This is a genomic window from Stygiolobus sp. CP850M, from assembly GCF_037389425.1.
In the GTDB taxonomy this organism is placed as follows: Archaea; Thermoproteota; Thermoprotei_A; order Sulfolobales; family Sulfolobaceae; genus Stygiolobus.
This window is the reverse complement of the sequence record NZ_JBBHKR010000054.1, coordinates 1-18406: the sequence shown is the minus strand read 5'-3', so window position 1 is coordinate 18406 and position 18406 is coordinate 1. Positions and strand designations below refer to the sequence as shown.

21 protein-coding genes, 3 tRNA genes and 1 pseudogene are annotated in these 18406 nt (G+C 38.6%); 7 read left to right on the top strand and 18 right to left on the bottom strand.

The window, feature by feature from the left end:
* Positions 1-963: bifunctional phosphopantothenoylcysteine decarboxylase/phosphopantothenate--cysteine ligase CoaBC (coaBC, locus tag WIW89_RS05590; RefSeq protein ID WP_337720050.1), on the bottom strand; the 963-nt coding region annotated here is incomplete at its 3' end.
* Positions 964-1008: 45 nt separating this feature from the next.
* On the opposite strand from coaBC, the gene rimI reads away from it, so the two are divergent.
* Positions 1009-1512, top strand: coding sequence for a ribosomal protein S18-alanine N-acetyltransferase (gene rimI / locus WIW89_RS05585; RefSeq protein ID WP_337720049.1), 504 nt, complete (start codon positions 1009-1011; stop codon positions 1510-1512).
* Here the strand turns inward: rimI and WIW89_RS05580 are convergent.
* From WIW89_RS05580 to WIW89_RS05535, 10 genes are all read right to left on the bottom strand, one after another.
* Complete coding sequence (locus WIW89_RS05580; protein WP_337720048.1) at positions 1492-1959, bottom strand: hypothetical protein; 468 nt, start codon at positions 1957-1959, stop codon at positions 1492-1494. The two genes, rimI and WIW89_RS05580, sit on opposite strands and share 21 nt — an antisense overlap.
* Complete coding sequence (locus tag WIW89_RS05575; RefSeq protein ID WP_337720047.1) at positions 1898-2788, bottom strand: triphosphoribosyl-dephospho-CoA synthase; 891 nt, start codon at positions 2786-2788, stop codon at positions 1898-1900. The genes WIW89_RS05580 and WIW89_RS05575 overlap by 62 nt, the downstream gene beginning before the upstream one ends.
* Positions 2757-3680, bottom strand: coding sequence for a nucleotidyltransferase domain-containing protein (locus WIW89_RS05570; RefSeq protein ID WP_337720046.1), 924 nt, complete (start codon positions 3678-3680; stop codon positions 2757-2759). The genes WIW89_RS05575 and WIW89_RS05570 overlap by 32 nt, the downstream gene beginning before the upstream one ends.
* Complete coding sequence (locus tag WIW89_RS05565) at positions 3644-4546, bottom strand: DUF1464 family protein (protein ID WP_337720045.1); 903 nt, start codon at positions 4544-4546, stop codon at positions 3644-3646. Before WIW89_RS05565 ends, WIW89_RS05570 begins: the two co-directional genes overlap by 37 nt.
* Entirely contained in the window at positions 4543-5058 is a 516-nt protein-coding gene (locus WIW89_RS05560; RefSeq protein WP_337720044.1) for a hypothetical protein, read from the bottom strand. Before WIW89_RS05560 ends, WIW89_RS05565 begins: the two co-directional genes overlap by 4 nt.
* Positions 5059-5114: 56 nt before the next feature.
* Positions 5115-5801, bottom strand: a complete 687-nt coding sequence (locus tag WIW89_RS05555) for a hypothetical protein (protein ID WP_337720043.1) — start codon at positions 5799-5801, stop codon at positions 5115-5117.
* A 231-nt stretch (positions 5802-6032) separates the two neighbouring features.
* A tRNA-Met gene (locus WIW89_RS05550) sits at positions 6033-6123 on the bottom strand.
* A 91-nt stretch (positions 6124-6214) separates the two neighbouring features.
* Positions 6215-6326: transfer RNA gene (locus tag WIW89_RS05545), tRNA-Ser, on the bottom strand.
* A 93-nt stretch (positions 6327-6419) separates the two neighbouring features.
* Positions 6420-7328 carry a polyamine aminopropyltransferase gene (gene speE / locus WIW89_RS05540; RefSeq protein ID WP_337699749.1) on the bottom strand — a complete coding sequence of 303 codons (909 nt, stop codon included), beginning with the start codon at positions 7326-7328 and terminating at the stop codon, positions 6420-6422.
* The gene (locus tag WIW89_RS05535; RefSeq protein WP_337699748.1) at positions 7328-7513 is read right to left on the bottom strand and encodes a 50S ribosomal protein L37e; all 186 of its coding nucleotides are present in this window, start codon (positions 7511-7513) and stop codon (positions 7328-7330) included. Before WIW89_RS05535 ends, speE begins: the two co-directional genes overlap by 1 nt.
* An 88-nt stretch (positions 7514-7601) precedes the next feature.
* On the opposite strand from WIW89_RS05535, the gene WIW89_RS05530 reads away from it, so the two are divergent.
* The gene (locus tag WIW89_RS05530) at positions 7602-8303 is read left to right on the top strand and encodes a peptidylprolyl isomerase (RefSeq protein WP_337699746.1); all 702 of its coding nucleotides are present in this window, start codon (positions 7602-7604) and stop codon (positions 8301-8303) included.
* Here WIW89_RS05530 and WIW89_RS05525 read toward each other — a convergent pair.
* Entirely contained in the window at positions 8296-9348 is a 1053-nt protein-coding gene (locus tag WIW89_RS05525; RefSeq protein WP_337720042.1) for an NAD(P)-dependent glycerol-1-phosphate dehydrogenase, read from the bottom strand. The genes WIW89_RS05530 and WIW89_RS05525 overlap by 8 nt on opposite strands.
* A gap of 82 nt (positions 9349-9430) precedes the next feature.
* Here WIW89_RS05525 and WIW89_RS05520 point away from each other — a divergent pair, with 82 nt between their 5' ends.
* Both WIW89_RS05520 and WIW89_RS05515 read left to right on the top strand, forming a co-directional pair.
* A complete protein-coding gene (locus tag WIW89_RS05520) occupies positions 9431-11344 on the top strand; it encodes a beta-CASP ribonuclease aCPSF1 (RefSeq protein WP_443296295.1) in 1914 nt (637 codons plus the stop codon).
* A gap of 49 nt (positions 11345-11393) precedes the next feature.
* Positions 11394-12239 carry a CAP domain-containing protein gene (locus WIW89_RS05515; protein WP_337720040.1) on the top strand — a complete coding sequence of 282 codons (846 nt, stop codon included), beginning with the start codon at positions 11394-11396 and terminating at the stop codon, positions 12237-12239.
* A 3-nt stretch (positions 12240-12242) separates the two neighbouring features.
* Here WIW89_RS05515 and WIW89_RS05510 read toward each other — a convergent pair.
* Together WIW89_RS05510 and WIW89_RS05505 are read right to left on the bottom strand one after the other, a co-directional pair.
* Positions 12243-12331, bottom strand: a tRNA-Val gene (locus WIW89_RS05510).
* 107 nt (positions 12332-12438) lie between these two features.
* The gene (locus WIW89_RS05505; protein ID WP_337699740.1) at positions 12439-12696 is read right to left on the bottom strand and encodes a hypothetical protein; all 258 of its coding nucleotides are present in this window, start codon (positions 12694-12696) and stop codon (positions 12439-12441) included.
* Positions 12697-12888: 192 nt separating this feature from the next.
* Between WIW89_RS05505 and WIW89_RS05500 the strand changes: the two genes are divergently transcribed.
* Positions 12889-13338 carry an EVE domain-containing protein gene (locus WIW89_RS05500; RefSeq protein ID WP_156004954.1) on the top strand — a complete coding sequence of 150 codons (450 nt, stop codon included), beginning with the start codon at positions 12889-12891 and terminating at the stop codon, positions 13336-13338.
* Here WIW89_RS05500 and WIW89_RS05495 read toward each other — a convergent pair.
* The gene (locus WIW89_RS05495) at positions 13331-13642 is read right to left on the bottom strand and encodes a hypothetical protein (RefSeq protein ID WP_337720039.1); all 312 of its coding nucleotides are present in this window, start codon (positions 13640-13642) and stop codon (positions 13331-13333) included. The genes WIW89_RS05500 and WIW89_RS05495 overlap by 8 nt on opposite strands.
* Positions 13643-13758: 116 nt before the next feature.
* Here WIW89_RS05495 and WIW89_RS05490 point away from each other — a divergent pair, with 116 nt between their 5' ends.
* Together WIW89_RS05490 and bluB are read left to right on the top strand one after the other, a co-directional pair.
* Positions 13759-14922, top strand: a complete 1164-nt coding sequence (locus WIW89_RS05490; RefSeq protein ID WP_337720038.1) for a pyridoxal-phosphate-dependent aminotransferase family protein — start codon at positions 13759-13761, stop codon at positions 14920-14922.
* Positions 14923-14940: 18 nt separating this feature from the next.
* Positions 14941-15608, top strand: a pseudogene (gene bluB, locus WIW89_RS05485) (5,6-dimethylbenzimidazole synthase).
* A gap of 236 nt (positions 15609-15844) precedes the next feature.
* On the opposite strand, the gene WIW89_RS05480 reads toward bluB, so the two are convergent.
* The 3 genes from WIW89_RS05480 to tatC form a co-directional block, all read right to left on the bottom strand.
* Positions 15845-16339: a 3-isopropylmalate dehydratase small subunit gene (locus WIW89_RS05480; RefSeq protein WP_337720037.1), complete on the bottom strand. Its 495-nt coding sequence runs from the start codon at positions 16337-16339 to the stop codon at positions 15845-15847.
* Positions 16336-17583 (bottom strand): 3-isopropylmalate dehydratase large subunit, encoded by a 1248-nt coding sequence (locus WIW89_RS05475; protein WP_337720036.1) that lies wholly within the window; start codon positions 17581-17583, stop codon positions 16336-16338. Before WIW89_RS05475 ends, WIW89_RS05480 begins: the two co-directional genes overlap by 4 nt.
* A 63-nt stretch (positions 17584-17646) precedes the next feature.
* Positions 17647-18406: twin-arginine translocase subunit TatC (gene tatC, locus WIW89_RS05470; RefSeq protein ID WP_337720035.1), on the bottom strand; the 760-nt coding region annotated here is incomplete at its 5' end.

The following is an 18406-nucleotide window of genomic DNA, read 5'->3' as shown; positions in this document are numbered from 1 at the left end:
GTCGTATTTCCTAATCGTTGAAGAGATCTTAGGAGTTTTTTCCAATTTGACCTCTGGAACTACAGTATGGCTATCGATTTTGCTTTCTGCAGTGATCACTGGTCTGAAGTCCGCAGGGGCTCCTGCAAGGATTACAATATCGTAACCCTCCTTGACTAATTTTTCCACCTCGTCCGCCATCTCCGCGGTTGTAGTTACTGGTACAGTCCTAATATATGGTTTATGATGTGTAGATAAGGGTCCATGAACCAGCACTACGTCAGCTCCCCTGAAGTAAGCCTCGTTAGCTATATCAACTCCCATAGTCCCGCTACTGGGGTTTGAGATAAACCTCACCGGGTCTATGAACTCTCTGGTCGGTCCAGCGGTAACTACAATTCTGAAACCTGTTAAGTCTTTACCCCTAAGCATATAAGTGACTATATACTGAGTTAGGTAATCCACTTCCGGATAGTGTGCTAAGTCCTTGATTATCATGGGTTCTATTATCTCTGCACCGAATGATCTTAACTTTTGCAAATTGTCCCTTAACTGAGGGGAATGATACATTGGTAAGTGCATTGCTGGGACTATTACTACCTTCTTCTTCATTCCTATGAAGTTCAGAGCCGTAAGTGTTACCGGAGTGTCCCCTATCCCGTTAGCAATTTTTGAGATTGTGTTAGCAGTTGCAGGGGCTATGATAAATACGTCGTAGTCCTCAGCCAACTCTACGTGTTCTAGTTCGCCACCTATTTGCGTTATAACATCATTACCGGTAGCCCAATGGAACATAGTAGGTGAGATGAGTTTACTTGCATCTTCGCTCATTATCACCTTTACTTCGGCTCCCCTTCTCATTAAGCTCCTAGCCAGATCTAGGGACTTATAAATGGATACACTTCCAGTAACGCCGAGCAAGAGCCTCTTACCTTTAAGCTCTTCCGAGATCTCTCCGATGATCCTCTTGGATGGGTGTATCATTAAGTGTCAGACATAAATTTAAACTACGGATAAAAACCTTATATTATGGAGTTCGCCGAAACGAAGAAATACGGAGCTTTTATAGTTAGATTGGCAAGGATTACTGATATAGACCAGATTGTAAAGATTAACAGACTAACCCTCCCAGAAAATTACCCATACTACTTCTTCGTAGAACATTTAAAGGAATATGGGGGTGCGTTTTATGTCGCTGACATAGAAGGAGAAGTAGTAGGATATATTATGCCCAGAATAGAGTGGGGGTTCAGTAACGTTAAACAGATACCTACGTTAGTCAAGAAGGGTCACGTAGTTTCGATAGCGGTATTGGAAAAATTCAGGAAAATGGGAATCGGTACGGCGCTTTTACAGAACTCCATTAAAGCTATGAAGGAAGTATATGAGGCTGAAGAGGTCTATTTAGAAGTGAGAGTGTCAAACACGCCAGCAATTTCGCTTTATAAAAAACTAGGGTTTACCGAAGTAAAGGTGTTAAAGCACTACTATGCAGATGGAGAAGACGCTTATTTAATGGCTCGCCCTCTCTAGCTCTACTGAATTATTAGACGAGTCGAAAATTAAATAGTAGCCATCTTCCAGACTACCGGCTGAATATACTCTTGTTTTTCCTACACTATACTCCTTCTGAGATCGTAAATGACCGTGAATAAGTAGTTCTGGGGACTCTGAGAGTATTTTCCCTAGAATCAGCTGTGAACCGTAAGATGCCCTAGGCTGGAAGTGGGTTATAACAATCTCAGTAGAGAAGTCTACAGATAAATTCCCAAAGGTTGTGGTAATCAGCTTGTTTCTCTGCCTTAGGTGCTTTTGAGTTGTTATGTTATCCATTTCACCAAGTATTCCGTAATAATTAGATATGTACTGAGGGCATTCTACATCTCCTAAGCCTACTATGTAGTCTACACTTAACGAATTAAGGAACTCTATCACATCCCCTTTGCATGGAGTTAAAGTAATTAACGCCGTTTTTGTCATACCACTCACCTAGTTTGAAGAGAGCAATCCCCACAGCCACTATATCTGCTGTAGAGCCCGGGTTATATCCGTTTTCCAAAAGGAACCTATCTAGTTCATTTATTAATTTTGGATTTTCTAAAGCCTCACATGACATTTTAGAAACTGTTATAGCCGTCCTTCCCCCGTGTTTTCTCCATATTAGCCCGTCAGGGACTTGACATAGGACTGATAGAAAACCTTCGAGTACACCCTTTTCCATTCCCAGTTTTTCTATCTTATCGGCAACTAACTTAGAGTACTTATAATCTTCAAGCATATTTTTGACAGCACTATCTGAGGATGAGTGTAATAAGACTTCGTAAAGGGGGAGTTTTCCCATACTTTTATAGTCGAAACCGCTGTCTACCTCGCCCAAGTAACTTAATCCTAATATTTGTAACGACTTTGAGAAATAAATAGAGTCGTTCTCGTCTAAACTCCTGATGGTTACCGAGGCTTTTTTTAGCGTGTCGTCTAGGGATCTGGAAATAGAGGAATAAGCTATAGGGATCATTTGGATAAACGTACCTAGAATAGCGAAATTTATTCCCAATTCCATACTTTTTAGTACAGCCTTGTATAAAGAGTCAAACAAAGGTTTCTCTTTCCTAAGTCCCCTCTTACATAATTCTTTATAATACTCCTTAGATACTAGTGCGGAGAGTACCAAGTCCTTAAAGCTTACGGATTTAATGTCCCTCCGTCTCGACGCGTTACCAGGTTTATCATAAAATGCCTCTTCTACGGTAGACGAAGAAAGGATGAAAGAGATCGAGTTACAAAATTCTTCTAATGTACCCTTGGACATCTCTATCACCTATAACTATAATGGGTTTTTCACATTCAACTAGCATCCCATTAGCTTCAATTTTCCTCGATTTAAAGAGGAGTGTGGAGTATATCCCCTCATAAGACACTAAAATTTCGGGCTTCAGTCCCACTTTTCCTGAGACTACGTTGACGTTGTGTAAAATGACTTTAGATGGGTAAAATAGTGCATCACAGCTACCGTTTTCTACCTCAGCCGTTATAGTTATCTCTCCCTTCCTCTTGCATACTTCCTTACACGGTCTCTGCGGTCTCGGATCCACGAAGAGAATAGAGAACTTTATTCCTTTTATCACACCCCGAGTCCTTTTATCATATAATTGCTTAGAATAGTCTAAAGTTAGCCCGTAATTACGTGAGGTCTCAACAATCCAATCTTTATCTTCTTCAAAGCCGTCAAAGTTATTCATAACATGTAGAGTGTCTTCACAACCGTATATTACTATATCGAGGTCTGAGTTTTCATGGTTAATCCCCGCTAACAAGCTCCCCGTTATTCCTATTTGTCTGACTCCTAAGGCTGTATAAAGTTCGAGAAATGAGATTTCGTGTTTAGAACCAGACGTGTGCTTAATTAATTCTAACGCTTTTTCTTCTGGTTTTAAATGCTTTGAAACACTGGAAAGTCTTAATATAGGGAAAGTTACATCACAGCATGGTTCCATGAGGAACTCTTGATTTAGTCTAAGCATGTTATTTACACCGTAATATTTTAGCACTCTTTCGTACCCTTTCCATAATCCTTCCCCTGTATAGACATACTTTAACATGGCGTAGATGTAACCGTAAGGGTTTACATTAGAGAATACTAAGTATATGTTTCTGTCCTTGTCCACTATAATGTCTTTATCAAGGAAATAATCTCTTCCCATCCTTTCAACCTCACGTAGTCTATCGGCGTGCCGGCACTTTCGAGGAAGTTAACGTAATTCCTGAATATACCTCCGAATAAAGCGTTAGCAATATAAGCTGAACCTACCGACGACTCCTTAAATTTGAAGTTATGCTTAATACCGAAAGGTACTTCCCACTTTTTATTACCGGATATTATGATCGGTATTTTATACTGAGCCGAATACCACTCCGAGAGTATTTGTAAGAGTTTTAATCCCCTAGCCCAATTTCCTCGCGTATATATAGTGTCTTTATTTATCTTCGAGTATTTGCATAACAAGTAAGCCACTTCACCGTCCAAGAAACCAGCCGAGTTAACTCCGGGCATTATACTTCCCCCTAACCCGTCTACAACTTTCCCGTCAATTACTACTAGAAATGACGAAAAAGAAGAACCCACTTCAACCAAGACGAAACTATCATACATGGTTCTGTAGAAGAAAGCGGAAGCTACTTTATCAGCCGTACCCATGTCGATGAGGTTTATTTTCTTGTTCTCATCTACGCTTTTTAATTCTATGACCCCGGGTACGGTAAAGGCGTTATGTAATAACTTAGCTGAGATTATAAAATTTCGTAAAGGACCATCAATGTCAGGGTCTTTTAGGGTCATGAGGAAAATGTCTCTATTAGTGATTTCTGAAATCCTTTTAAACGGCAACCCATGTCCTGAAGGCAGTGCTACTCCATTAGGTCTAAGGTCGGATATAGCTTTGACCAGAGTACTTGATGCTTTACTGACAAGCTCTGTAGGAACGGAGAAAAACTTTATTATCCTTCCCATCTCGTCGACAAAAGCAAATTCATATGTCCTACTACCGGGATCTACTCCCGCAAAAATCATTCCGTAACCCTTACAACCGTACCATCCCTCTTGACTTTTAAACTTAACGAATAACTTTCATTTAACATCCTAGCTAAAGATTCAATTATATTCTCGAAATATATAGCAGCTTTCTCATTTTTAAAGGAGTAAGTAAAGGTGTTTCCGTTATTAGATGGTATTGGTAGGGGTTTCCCATCCATGAAGTCCAACAGTAAATTTAGAATGCTAAACATGTTGTTTAAAACAGTGCTTTTTGACACGCTTCTTGCCATTAAATAAGACCCCAAATAAGTTGCAAGAGTTTCAGGTGGTATCTCGAGATTAATACGTAAGACCTCGGCTTGTTTTAATAGTTTATAAAGTTCTAACTCAGTTAAAAAAAGGGATAAATTTACTCCAAGAGATAATAACCTATTATAAACCATTATTGCCTCATTTGTAGCATCATAAATGGTCTTACCGCTTGCATCACAGTAGGACTTAATTATCGAATATGCCTCATCTGACATAAAACACGGTTTTCTTCCCATGTGTATACAAATGTATATTCCTTAATATAAATTTTATGACAATAGTTATGGAACATCTAAATAATTATTGAAAACTTAATAGTCTGTTCTAAAAATTGTTGATCTTCTACTTTAAATCCTATACGTGTGAGGAAATTCCTCAGGATTTCACCAATTCTTTCTGTAAGGTCTTTAGCTAACCCTTGTATCACAACTACTACGTAGAATTTATTTTGATTAGGATATGCTTGATCTTTATTAACCATTATTAATGGAGAGATGTCCATTAGTATGGGGGTTTTATCAAGCAAATTTTGGATATCGGTCTCAGTTATTATATCCTTTTCTGTAATAAGATCTTTAATACTATCTGCATATTGCAACGTAACGTTTTCATACCATAAGAAAATTTCACTAATGATCGTTTTATCTAACTTACTGAAAACTGAAAGCGGAACACGTAAAAATCCTTGTCTATTTAATTTAGTTAAATAAGCAAGTAATATATAATTCGCTGGATACTCTACAATATCTATATTGCGGGTGACCTTCAAAGAGTATGTCGTTTGCTTAACAATATTGCTGAGGTAAAGGGCACGTATATCTTCTTCCTTTCTGTTTTTACCGTCAAGTGAAGTGTATTTCAAATTTAGTTGTAAACGTATGAGTTGTTCCATCTCATCTAAGGAATGTACGGCATCTTCATAAATTGGTATGAGTTTCTTGTTATCATCTTTCTTGGGCTTACTATTTTTCTTCGCCACGTTATCATGAATTAACGGTTTTTAGTATTAAAATATTTTCATTAACTGCTTATATTTTTCAACAGATTGAATAATGACTTTAAATATTATTATAAGTGTTTCGTTTGTTATACCAAGTGTTGGGCTATCAGTATTTTTGTTTTGATAAGTAAATAAATAGTTTTCAGTGGCTGCCCACAGAAAATGTCACTACTCCATTCGGCTCTTTGTCATCATAAATAGCGGGGAAGGTAGCGGCGCCAGGATTTGAACCTGGGATCTCGGGGTGTCTCAGGTTGAGACCCTATGAGCCCCGCGGGATACCTGGCTACCCTACGCCGCTACTATTTCCCCGCTAATATCTCTTTCATGGGCTATGTAATTAAAGCTTTCTATGAAGTAATACGGTGAAAACTACAAAAAAGTTGAAATAACGCCGGGGGCGGGATTTGAACCCGCGTGCCTCAGAGAGGCAGTAGGTCGCACGCCTCTGAACGCTGGAAATGGTCTCGAGCCTACCCCCTTGGTCCGCTCGGGCACCCCGGCATTTATTACTTTTATGTATGAACTTAAAAGTTGTACGGTAGGGTAAAAAATCATAATCCGTATCTAGAAAATGAATAGGAAAGTTAACTCAATTCACGCTGGAACTGCTATAGGCTCTTTTTCCGTAGATATTCTTTTTTCACTCTCAAGCTTAACCCTAATGTGCTTAGGTATGCTGAAGATCATCTCGTGAGTCTCACCGTCATAGAACTTCAGTTCGCCAATAATCGTCTCTTTTATCAGCTTGTCAACTTGTTCAGCAGTGAGCGAAGAAGGACTGCGATAATCCGAAGCATATACGAAACCCCATAGACTGTCAAAGCCCGGTATATATGCTATGGACGCACTGACGTACTTAAACACGTTTCTTAACGTGTTATAAATAGCTGAGAACGTGTCCAAACTAAATGAAGGAGAAGTAGCTTGAGTCACTAAACCTCCGTTTTCCTTTAGAATTCCCTTCACTTGTTTGTAAAACTCCACAGTGTAAAGGAGCTGAGAAGGAGAATCCTTAATTGGATCCGTAAGGTCTAAAATCACAGCGTCAAACTTCTGATTTGTCTCCTTTACAAATTTGTAACCATCCCCTATAATCAGTTTGGTCTTTGGATTGTCAAAACTACCTTGATGCCATTCGTGGAGGTACTTTTTGGCGAAGTCTATAACTACAGGGTCAATATCTACCATCACAGCACTATTTACACTTTTGTGCTTCAAAACCTCTCTAAGTGTAGCCCCTTCTCCTCCGCCTAATATTAGCACATCTTTAGGATTATCTAGAGTTATTAAAAGAGGGTGAACTAAAGTCTCGTGGTAAATATATTCGTCTGAAACTGTAGACTGCACTTTACCATCAATTATCAGGCTTTTTCCAAACCTGAAAAGCTCTACTAGGAGAACCCTTTGGAACTCGCTCCTTTCCTCTGCGATAACCCTCTTTATTGCATGAGCGTGATACTCATAAGGAGTTTGCCATTCTATGTGCCAGTGCCATTCATACATTATACTAATCTCACTCCGTTCACCTTCTTGTTTTGCCAACTATATCTTCTGATTTTCTTAGTCCTCCCGAACCCACAGGCTGCACAGTAGCCTTTTCTAGCGTTAAAGGAATTTCTACCACATCTTCTGCATCTAACATGAGTAGCTCCTTTATTCATCTTACCGAATGAGGGTGTACCTTTCATTACCTTTCACAATCTGATTAACTAACTCGTTTATAACTTTATTTGCTTAGCTTTAAAAACTAGTAGCTCAACTAATTTTAGATACTCAATGTTTAAAGACAAAGATTTTGTCTATATTGACTACATAGCAAGAATAAAAGATACTGGAGAAATATTCGATACAACTATTGAAGAGGAAGCTAAAAAAGCTAACATATATGATAGTGAAAAAATTTACAAACCAAAACTCGTGATTCTGGGTGAAGGAGCTATAATAAAAGGTCTTGAGGACGCCCTATACCAAATGAGTGTAGGAGAAGAGAAAGAGATAGAAATACCGCCGGAAAAGGCTTACGGTGAGAGAGATCCAAATAAAGTAAAAACGATGTCTTTAGGAGAGTTAAGGAAACAAGGTATTAGACCATATCCTAACATGATGTTAAGGATGAGTAACGGAAGTATTGCCGTAGTAAAAAGTGTCACTGGAGGTAGAGTTGTCCTAGATTATAATCACCCACTAGCTGGAAGGACATTAATATACAAGGTAAAGGTCGTAAAAGTAGCGGAAACAGAACTAGATAAAGTAAAAGCACTTTTGGAAAGATACTTCGGTAGCTCTAACGTAGACAAGTTCGCTGTCGAGATAAGTAATGATAAGAAAGAAGTAAAGATAATTGTTCCCAAGGAACTTTACTTAGTGGAGGACTTGCAGTCAAGAATTTACGTTACCGCAAAGGATATAATAACCTACGTATTGCCTGACGCTAGTGTGTCATTCATGGAGACATTTAACAAATCTAACTTCAGCTAATTACGCCAGTTTCCTTAGCAATTTTTTCAGCCGAACTCCAACTTAATCCTCTGTCTCCCAGAATAGTATATCTCTCTGGTCTTATGCTATGGGCGATTGTTAATGCCTTTATAACACCCTCATCAGGGATTCCTATTTCTTTGGCTTTAGTAGGTAACCCTACTCTTTTCATAGCTCTTTTAATTTTCCTCCAGTTAATTCCGTGAATGTAAGCCATTAGAATAGTCCCTATAGCAACCAACTCACCGTGGAGAGCCTTTCCGGGGTATAACATCTCTATCGCATGGGCGAATAAATGCTCCGAACCACTTGCAGGTCTAGTACTACCTGCCATCCCCATAGCTACTCCGCTACTTATAAGTGCTTCAACGAGAACTCTAACACCAGCCCTTATATCCTTGTTAAGAAGTTTCGTGCAAGACAATGCATGCTTAGCTGAAAGTAAAGCTAGAGAGGCAGTATAATCACCGTAATACTCTCCGGTAATCTTGGAAGACAATTTCCAATCCCTGACTGCAATGAATTTACCAAGAGTATCACCTACTCCTGCGTTTATGAGCCTTCTAGGAGCTGATGAAAGTACTTGAATATCAGCTATGATACTCAAAGGTCCTTTTGCCTTAACTGATATGGGCTTCCCTAATCCTTTTATCGCAGCAAAAGGTGAAGTTATGCCATCGTGAGATGGAGCTGTAGGTATACTAATGAATTCTTTATCTATCCTAAATGCAACGTATTTAGCAACGTCTATTACACTACCTCCTCCAATACCTATTATAGTATTAGCCTTGAACTGCTTTGCAAATTCTCCTACTCTATTCACTTCCTCTATGTCCGCACTTTGGACTTCTATGACTTCATGCTTAAAATCTTCTATTGACTCAAGAAGTTTCGAGGCTATACTTCTCCTAACTATGGGACCAGTAACTATCAGAAAGGGATCAGATAGATTTAGAGAAGTTAGATATTCTCTAACGTTTAAAAGAACGTCATTGCCTATATAAACTCTCTTCGGTAGATCAATCACATGTTCTCTACTTTCCACATTTGTACATAACAAGAATTTAAATATTAAAAGTTGCTATACATGAGCTTGTAAGTCTACTTCTTTAGAGTTGGTGAATAGTGTGAGTTCAGTTAGATTAAATATAATATCAGCAATATATGGAAATCTACCTAAAGAAGCTCAGATAACCAAAATCGAGTTTGAAGGACCAGAGATAGCAGTCTATGTAAAGAACCCTTCAGTGCTTGCCGATAAGGGTGAGATAGTAAAGAAAATAGCCAAAGATATAAAGAAAAGAATAGTTATCAAAGCTGATGAAAAAGCGAGAAAAGATAAGAAAGAAACAGAAGAAATTATAAAGAATTTGGTACCGAAAGAAGCTGAAATTGTGAACATAAAGTTTGATGACGAGTTAGGTGAAGTTTTAATCAAAGCTAAAAAGCCTGGTCTCGTAATAGGAAAAGGAGGAACACTTCAGAACAAAATCTTTTATGAAACTTATTGGAGACCTGTTATTGTTAGAGAGCCTCCAATAAAATCGAGGACTATAGACAGTATCCTTACTCATATATACAATGAAACCGAATACCACGCAAAAATCCTGAAAGTTTTTGGAGAGAGGATACATAGGGAATTACTATTTAAAGATAAGTCTGTTAGAGTCACTGCATTAGGCGGATTTTACGAGGTAGGTAGATCAGCAGTTTTAGTAGAGACCCCTGAAAGCAAAATCTTACTAGACGTAGGGCTTAACCCTAGTGTTACGGGAGGAGAGAAGTTCTTCCCCAGGCTCGATATCGACCAAGTAAGGCTGGAGGATATCGATGCCGTAGTGATAACTCACGCTCACTTAGATCATTGTGGGATGGTTCCTCTCTTATTTAAGTACGGTTATAATGGACCCGTATACACTACAGCACCTACGAGGGATATAATGGCTTTAATGCAGTTAGACGCATTAGACGTGGCTGAGAAGGAAGGTAGACCCGTACCATACACAGCTAAAGAAGTAAGGAAAGAACTACTCCACACGATAACTTTGGATTACGAGGAAGTGACAGACATCGCTCCAGACGTTAAACTGACGTTCTACAACGCTGGGCATATTATAGGATCAGCGATGGCTCATCTACACATAGGAGAAGGGACGCATAACATAGTTTACACTGGTGACTTCAAATATGCAAAGACTAAATTACTTGACAAAGCTAACGACGAGTTTTTAAGAGTAGACACGATGATAATGGAAACAACCTACGGTGCACAAGAGCAAGAAGGAAGGGAAGAAGCGGAAGAGAAGTTAATCAACATCATAAATGGCACGTTAAATAGGGGTGGTAGAGTGCTAATTCCAGTTCTGGCGGTAGGTAGAGGACAAGAGATAATGCTGGTGCTTAATGAGGCGATGAAAAATAAGAAGATACCAGAGGTGCCCATATACGTCACTGGATTAGTTGACGAGATCACGGCAATACATAATGCATATCCTGAAATGTTAAGTAGAGAAGTAAGGGAGGCAATACTTTACAAAGATGAAAACCCGTTCACTTCTGAGTTCTTCCATAGGATAGAAGGATTCAGAGAAGATATTGCCCAAGGAGAACCGAGTATAATCTTAGCTACTTCTGGAATGCTAAACGGCGGTCCTGCAGTAGAGTTTTTCAAAACTATGGCATCAGACAGCAAGAACTCAATAATCTTCGTAAGTTATCAGGCTGAAGGAACCTTAGGTAGAAAGGTTAGGGAAGGAGTAAAAGAAATCCAGATTATAGATAGAGATGGAAGAGTAGAAAATATAAAGATAGAGATGGAAGTAAATCACGTTGAAGGATTTTCAGGGCACTCTGACAGAAGGCAACTCCTGCATTACTTACGTAACTTAAGTGCTAAGCCTAGGAATCTAGTACTAAACCACGGCGAACCTAATGCTATAGAATCTTTCAGAAGACAAGTTGATAGAGAGAAAGAAAAACTGGGGCTAAGAGGTACAAAGATATATACTCCACAGATCTTAGACAGCCTACGAGTGGCGTAGACTATCCTAATTGTTTTAAACTTTAATCGTCCAAGATATACGCTAGAATATGGTTCTTAGAAATGAAAAGGCTAATTTTGACTTTTCTTTATCATTACGTTTAATAAATTTCCTTAATTCGTTGAGAATACAAAATAATGTACCCAGCGTGAGATATGCAAATACCGGTTTCGCCCACTTTAGATCAGCCTATATGCTAAAGACGAGAGTTTTCAGCCATTATGACGTAACTGGAATAGCTCCTCCGCTTTTCTTTACGACTCTAGGCAATTATTACTACATGGAAGAATCGATTGGATACGCATGGTCTAATACACCTCTTTCTTATTCAACAACTGTCCAAATTAGTGAAAAGTTACTTTACGATATGGTATATAATGACGCAGATGAAGGATGGTTCCATAGAGATACTTTGCTCGATCCTTGTTTTAACTATGCAGATATTTCTGTATCTTTCAACTTTAATGAGATATATCTAGACGTAGTTATGATAAATGCAAGAATCGACTGGATTTCTACACCGAAAATTAGTAACGGAAATTTTTCTTTAAAAGGTAGGTTAACGGACGATAACTTCATTCCGAAGCAATTAATCATTTATAGGGACGAGGCAAAACCTGATCGTATCAATGATCACAGTTATTCCTTAGGAGAGCCAGTTGCTGGGGTAATACCTAAGCCCCACTATTATAAAAGCATTGAGACAATAAGACCTTATAAGTGGAGGATGGATTCAAGTATTATCGAAGTAGAGTTCCCGCTTAAATTTTTCACAAGGGGAGTATATACGATTCTACTTCACGCTGAGGATAAGAGAAAAATCCATTGGAGCCCATATACTAAGAGAAAGATAGGAGAGTGCGGGATTATGATGTATTCCTTTCTTGTAAAGTAGATATGGGCCCGCTGGGATTTGAACCCAGGATTTCCGCCGCTCTAACCCTAGGTCGTCAGGGCGGCGTCCTAACCAGGCTAGACGACGGGCCCATTATAAAAGTAAAAAGTACTCGCTTAAAAGATTAAGGCTTAAACTATTTTAGGAAAAAGTAGAAAAGGGAAAAGTAAAAGGCTTTACGTCTAACACATCCTAGATTTTACTCTTCTGACCTTAACGATTCCTTTCTCCACTGTTTTATTTCTGCTATTGCTTCTTTTCCTTCCATATATTTCATTCTTATTTTTCCTTTTTCGAATAAGGCGTTTATATACCTTATATCGCCGTCATCCCATCTATCATACTCTATAAGCCTACCTAAGTTGAACTTTTTGGATATGTTTCTTAGCATCCTGATCTCATAATCTCTTAAGGAATCGTCTCTCTGTGGTGTTATAAATGCAAAAAGCTTTCTCACATGGTTTTGATCGATTATGTCTTATTAAGTTTTAGGTTTATTTTCCTTGTAAGACTAAACTTTTACGGCGGACTTAAAGGAAAAAATAAAGAGTGCCAACAGTGATTGTATGCAATTTTCTTTTTTGAAATTATTTTGAATTATTTGGAAAAATACGTCATACTTAAATAGTCAGCGGGAGTTTTGATAACCGTGGCTTACTGGATAATCCCCGTACAAGAAGACTTTTGGGAGACAATTTTCTCAACAAACATTTATGGTTACAATAAGGAGAACATCAAACAGTACGTGAAGAAGGACGACGGGATAATATTTTACGTGAATAAATACTACGCAAAGAAATACGGGGGAAAATTTGTAGGGATTTATAAGGTTGTATCAGACTGGTTTGTGGATAACACTATATTGTTTCCTGAAGAAAAAATAAAAAACAAACCGATTTATATTTATAGAATAAAATTGGAAAAAATTATAGTAGGTGAGTGTGCATCTAAGGACATTATTGAAAAAGTACACTTTATCGAAGACAAATATCAGTTTTCCAAGTATCTCAGAAATGTGCCAGCTAACCTTAAGAGACCGGTACCTTTCATAGACGTTCAGCTAATAGAGCAATGCCTTAGGGAGTCAATATTCATATAACCGATGTGAAGTACTTAATCGCGTTGAGTAACTCCTTGATTAGTCTTTCGAGGAGAAAGTTATAGATGAAGAATATCAAGTACTTCAGTTTCATCAGTGTTAGAATGTTCCTCGCTATTTTAATGTGCTGTTGAATATACGTCCTTAATTTCTCTCCTACAGCTTCTAAATACATATCTTTTAGAAAGTCCAAGAACCTCTTGATCACTAATCGTAACTCTTTGTCATTCTTACAATAAGTTATCTCCTTGAGGTAACTCTCATAAGTTTTCCTAACAATAGTGTAGTCAATAACGTCCGTCATATTATATATATTATTTGATAATATAATTTAAGACACAAGGTCGGAGCATTTACCTAGTTAACCGTATTCCCTATAAAGGATAGGATATTTTACCTTTTAGTAACATATTATTACCCATGGACTTAATAAAAAACAAAAAACTACTTATGCATGTAGGCCCAGTAGACATATACGAAGAAGTGCTTTACGCGGGTCTCAAAAATAACGTAGGCTTCACCTCCGAAGAATTTGTAAACGCATTTAGGGATTCTCTGAAAGGACTAAGGTACTTATTCCAGGTAGACGACACATACCAGCCTTTCATAATCCCTGGAGGTGGCACGTCTGCTATGGAAAGTGTTACGTCCTTTTTAACGAAAGGAGATAAAATACTAGTAGTATCAAACGGAGTTTTCGGAGACAGATGGATAAACATCTTTAAAAAGTACCCAGTAGAAGTAGATTACCTCAAAGCTGAAGCAGGAGATTACGTTTCAATAGACTCTGTAAAAGAGAAAGTAAAGCAAAAACATTACAAACTTGTTACGTTTACCCACGTGGAGACAAGTACTGGTGTAAGACATCCAATAAAGGACAGTGTTAAAGAGATCAAGGACTACGTAGATATAGTAGTAGTAGACGGCGTGTCAAGCGTAGGTGCAGAAGAAGTAAAAACTGAGGATTGGGATGTTGACATCTATTTAACGGCTAGCCAGAAAGCGATAGGAGCTCCCCCAGGTTTAGGTCTTTTAGCGGTCTCGGAAAACGCCATGAAACACTTGAGAGAAGATAATATAGCTGGCTATTACCTTGACCTAAAGAACTGGCTACCGGTGATGAGGAGCATGGAAGAAGGTAAAGCGGCTTACTTCTCTACACTTCCAGTCCATACGGTTTTCATGCTTAATGAAGCACTTAAGTTAATACAAGATGAAGGAATAGAGAACAGAGTAAAAAGACACGAGAAAGTAGCAGGGACTATAAGGGCTGGTATTGAAGGAATGGGATTAGAAATAGTAGCAAAGAGACCAGACGCCTATAGTAACACAGTGACTGGAGTGATGTTAAGGAAAGCTAAAGCGCAAGACGTTCTCTCTGAGATCATAAAAGAGGGAGTAGAAATAGCCCCAGGTGTACATCCGTCATTACAAGGTAAATACGTTAGAATAGGTCACATGGGCTGGGTAACTCCTAACGATGCAATAATTACCATTTCTGCGTTAGAGAGAACCCTTAAAAGATTAGGAGAAGACGTCAGAGTAGGCGAAGGAGTGAGAGCAGCACAATCTTATTTAACATAGTCTGGATAGATTAACCATATGGACTTATATGAGGCAATTAAAAAGAGGAGAGATGTAAGAAGTTATTACATTAAAGATAAGCCCATACCAGACCATGTTTTAGCTAAAATTTTGTTAGCCGCCCATTACGCGCCTTCTGTAGGTTTTTCTCAGCCTTGGAACTTCATAGTAGTAAAAGACCCAGAGATAAGAAAGAGAATTAAGGAGTTAGTAGAAGTTAAAAGAGAGAAATTTAGAAACTTGTTACCTGAAGACAGAAAGAAGGTTTTTGATAAAATAAAGATTGAGGCAATACTGGATACTCCTATCAACTTAGCAGTAACATGTGATCCTACATGATTTGCTCCTCATGTCTTAGGCAGAATGACGATGCCTGAACTCTGTCAGTATAGCACTGTTCTAGCTATAGAAAATCTATGGCTTGCGGCTACAGTTGAAGGCATAGGTGTAGGATGGGTAAGCTTTTTCAAAAAGGAAGACGTAAAGAGGATTCTTTCGATCTCAGAACACGTTGACTTAGTAGCTTATTTAACGTTAGGTTACGTAGAAAGGTTCCCTGAGAGACCAGAACTTGGGAAAAAGGGTGGCTTAGTAGACTACCGTTAGAAGAACTAGTTTACATAGATACCTTTGGCAAAAAACCTGATGAGAGTTTTATAAATGTCTTAAGAAATTCAAAATTTTAGTTCCGAGAGTAGACACCACAAGATACTCTACAAAAAACACGCTAAGTATATAAAAAAGCAATAAGAACGGTGTCGAAATTAAAAGTGAGAAAACCTTCTCGCCATAGATATCTTTAATTACATATAGCCCTATCCTAACGTCAATAATTGTTAAAAACAGAGAGAGTAAGCCGAAAATAATTTTATTCATTAAGGAAAAAATATATTTACTAAAAGATAAGGATTTTTATTTCGTTCTAGTTCGTAGATCTAGTAGTCTTTAAGAACGAAAGTATTCCTCCGGCTTTTAATATCTCAAGTGGCATCCCAGTTATTCCTTTTCCCTTTAGTATCGTATTACCATTTACTATTATTTCTCCAGTCTCTACATTGACCTTAACATAATCATCTTGATTTATCTTCTTAGTAGCGTCGGGAAGTATTATTGCAGGAAGGCCATTATTGATAGCATTTCTGAAGAATATTCTAGCAAAAGACTCAGCAATTACAGCCCTTACCCCAGCAGCCTTTAAAGCAATAGCAGCTTGTTCTCTAGAGGAGCCCATTCCAAAAACTTTCCCTGCTACTAGTATAACACCTTGAGATGCTTTCTTATAGAATTCAGGGTCTAAAGGCTCCATAGCATGTTGGGCTAGATATTGCGGATCAGTATACTTTAAGTGCCTTGCTGGAATAATAATGTCAGTGTCTATCTTATCTCCGAATTTTAGAACCTTTCCTTCTATAATCATGAGAATCGCCTTGGGTCAGTGATTTTACCCTCCACAGCAGTAGCTGCAGCTACTGCTGGTCCAGCTAGGTATACCTTTGACTCTGGACTTCCCATCCTACCTTTGAAGTTTCTTGAACTCGTTGACACCATCACCTCACCCGGTCCAGCAACTCCAAAGTGTCCTCCCAAACAAGGACCACATGTTCCGTAAGTCACGACACAGCCAGCCTGGACTAGAGTATCGATATAGCCTAATTCCATAGACTTCTTGAACAAATCATAAGAGGCAGGGATAGCTATACACCTTGTCTTAACCCTTCGTCCCTTCATTATCTTAGCCGCCATTTCAAAATCGCTCAGTCTACCGTTAGTGCATGAACCAATATACACCTGATCCACTTCTAATCCCTCTACTTCACCTACTGTCTTTACATTATCTACGCTGTGAGGAGCAGCAACTAACGGCTCTAACTTCGAAAGGTCTATCGTATACTCGTCCTTATACTTAGCCCCGCTATCAGGCTGAATGACCGGAGGCTCATAACCCCTCATAGTCTTAATATAGTTCACTGTCTCAGAATCTGGAACAAACATCAAAGCATCTGCATTCATTTCTATTCCCATGTTTGATACAGTTGCTCTAAAGTCCATCGGGAATGCTGAAGGCTCTCTTACAAACACCTCTATAGACATACCGTTGAAGTAGTCCGCCTTAAATTCTCCAAGTATCTTCAGTGCTACGTCTTTACCGTTTACCCATTTGTTAGGTTTACTTTCTAATGTAATCTTAAACGGTTCAGGAACCACTACCCATGTTTTTCCAGTAATTACCGCAGCAGCTACATCACTTGCACCTAACCCTTGTGCAAAAGCCCCTACAGCTCCAGAAGTTGTAGTGTGACTGTCTGCTGCTACTATCACATAACCGGGGTTTGCATATTTCTCCAGCAATAGCTGATGTAATATACCAACGTTTATGTCATGAAAGTTCGGTATTGATAAGTTCTTTACAAAATGCCTTATTTGATCCTGGATTTCTGCACTTCTGACATCAGGGGGTGGAGCTAAGTGATCAAACGCTATTACTATCTTATTCTTATCGAAAACTTTCAACATGCCGGCTTTCTCCATGACCTCTATTACGTGGTATCCTGTTAGATCGTGAAACGCCGCTATATCCACTTTGATTTCTGTAACGTCACCAGGGGACACGTTTTTCCCAGCAGCTCTGCTCAAAATTTTTTCGGTTAATGTTTGGGACATCAGGTAGATAAGTTAGAAAGGGTAAAAATAAATATTTATACCGTTGATGGTTTCCGTTTCGAACTATATAGTGATCACTTTTTTCGAATTATTACTCTTTTTAGCTATCAGGTAAGATACTCCTATTCCGGCAAAATACAAAGCGGAAAGAATCGTGCCTATAGTAGTCTCTATGAGCCCACCTGTAGTACCCGGTGATATTATCCATGCTATTATGAAGGAAATCATAACACCCCATCTCCAGTTTTGTAACCACGTCTGAGGTTTCACTAAACCTAACTTTGTCATTCCAGCCATCACTAACGGTAACTCAAATGCCATACCAGTAGCGGTCATGAGTAGTAAAATCGTTGAGACTATCGACTTAAAGCTAAGTGTTGGGTCAATATTTAACGCTATATCATACCTGTAGACGAAGAGGAACATAAAGGGGATAATTATAAAATACGCAAATGCAGAACCTGCCGCAAAAAGGAGAACGGCAGGAACTATAGTCATCCTTATGAATTTTTTCTCGTGCTCGTATAAGCCTGGAGCTACAAAAGCCCAAAACTCCCTAGCAATAAACGGGGAGGCTGAAAATAAAGCTAGATAAGCCGCTACTGATAGTCCAGAAAAAATAGGATCCAAGGTATTTATAGTTATTGGTTTTAGCCCGACAGGTAATTCCCTATCTATAAAATCCCTAACAAAAACCACTGCTATACTATTATATAGTGAGGGATAAAGAATCGGAACTGTAAAAGAACCTATTTGTATGAATGCAATTCCAAACATAAAGTATAGTATGAAGAAAAAAGCCAAAATCATAACCACTCTTTTA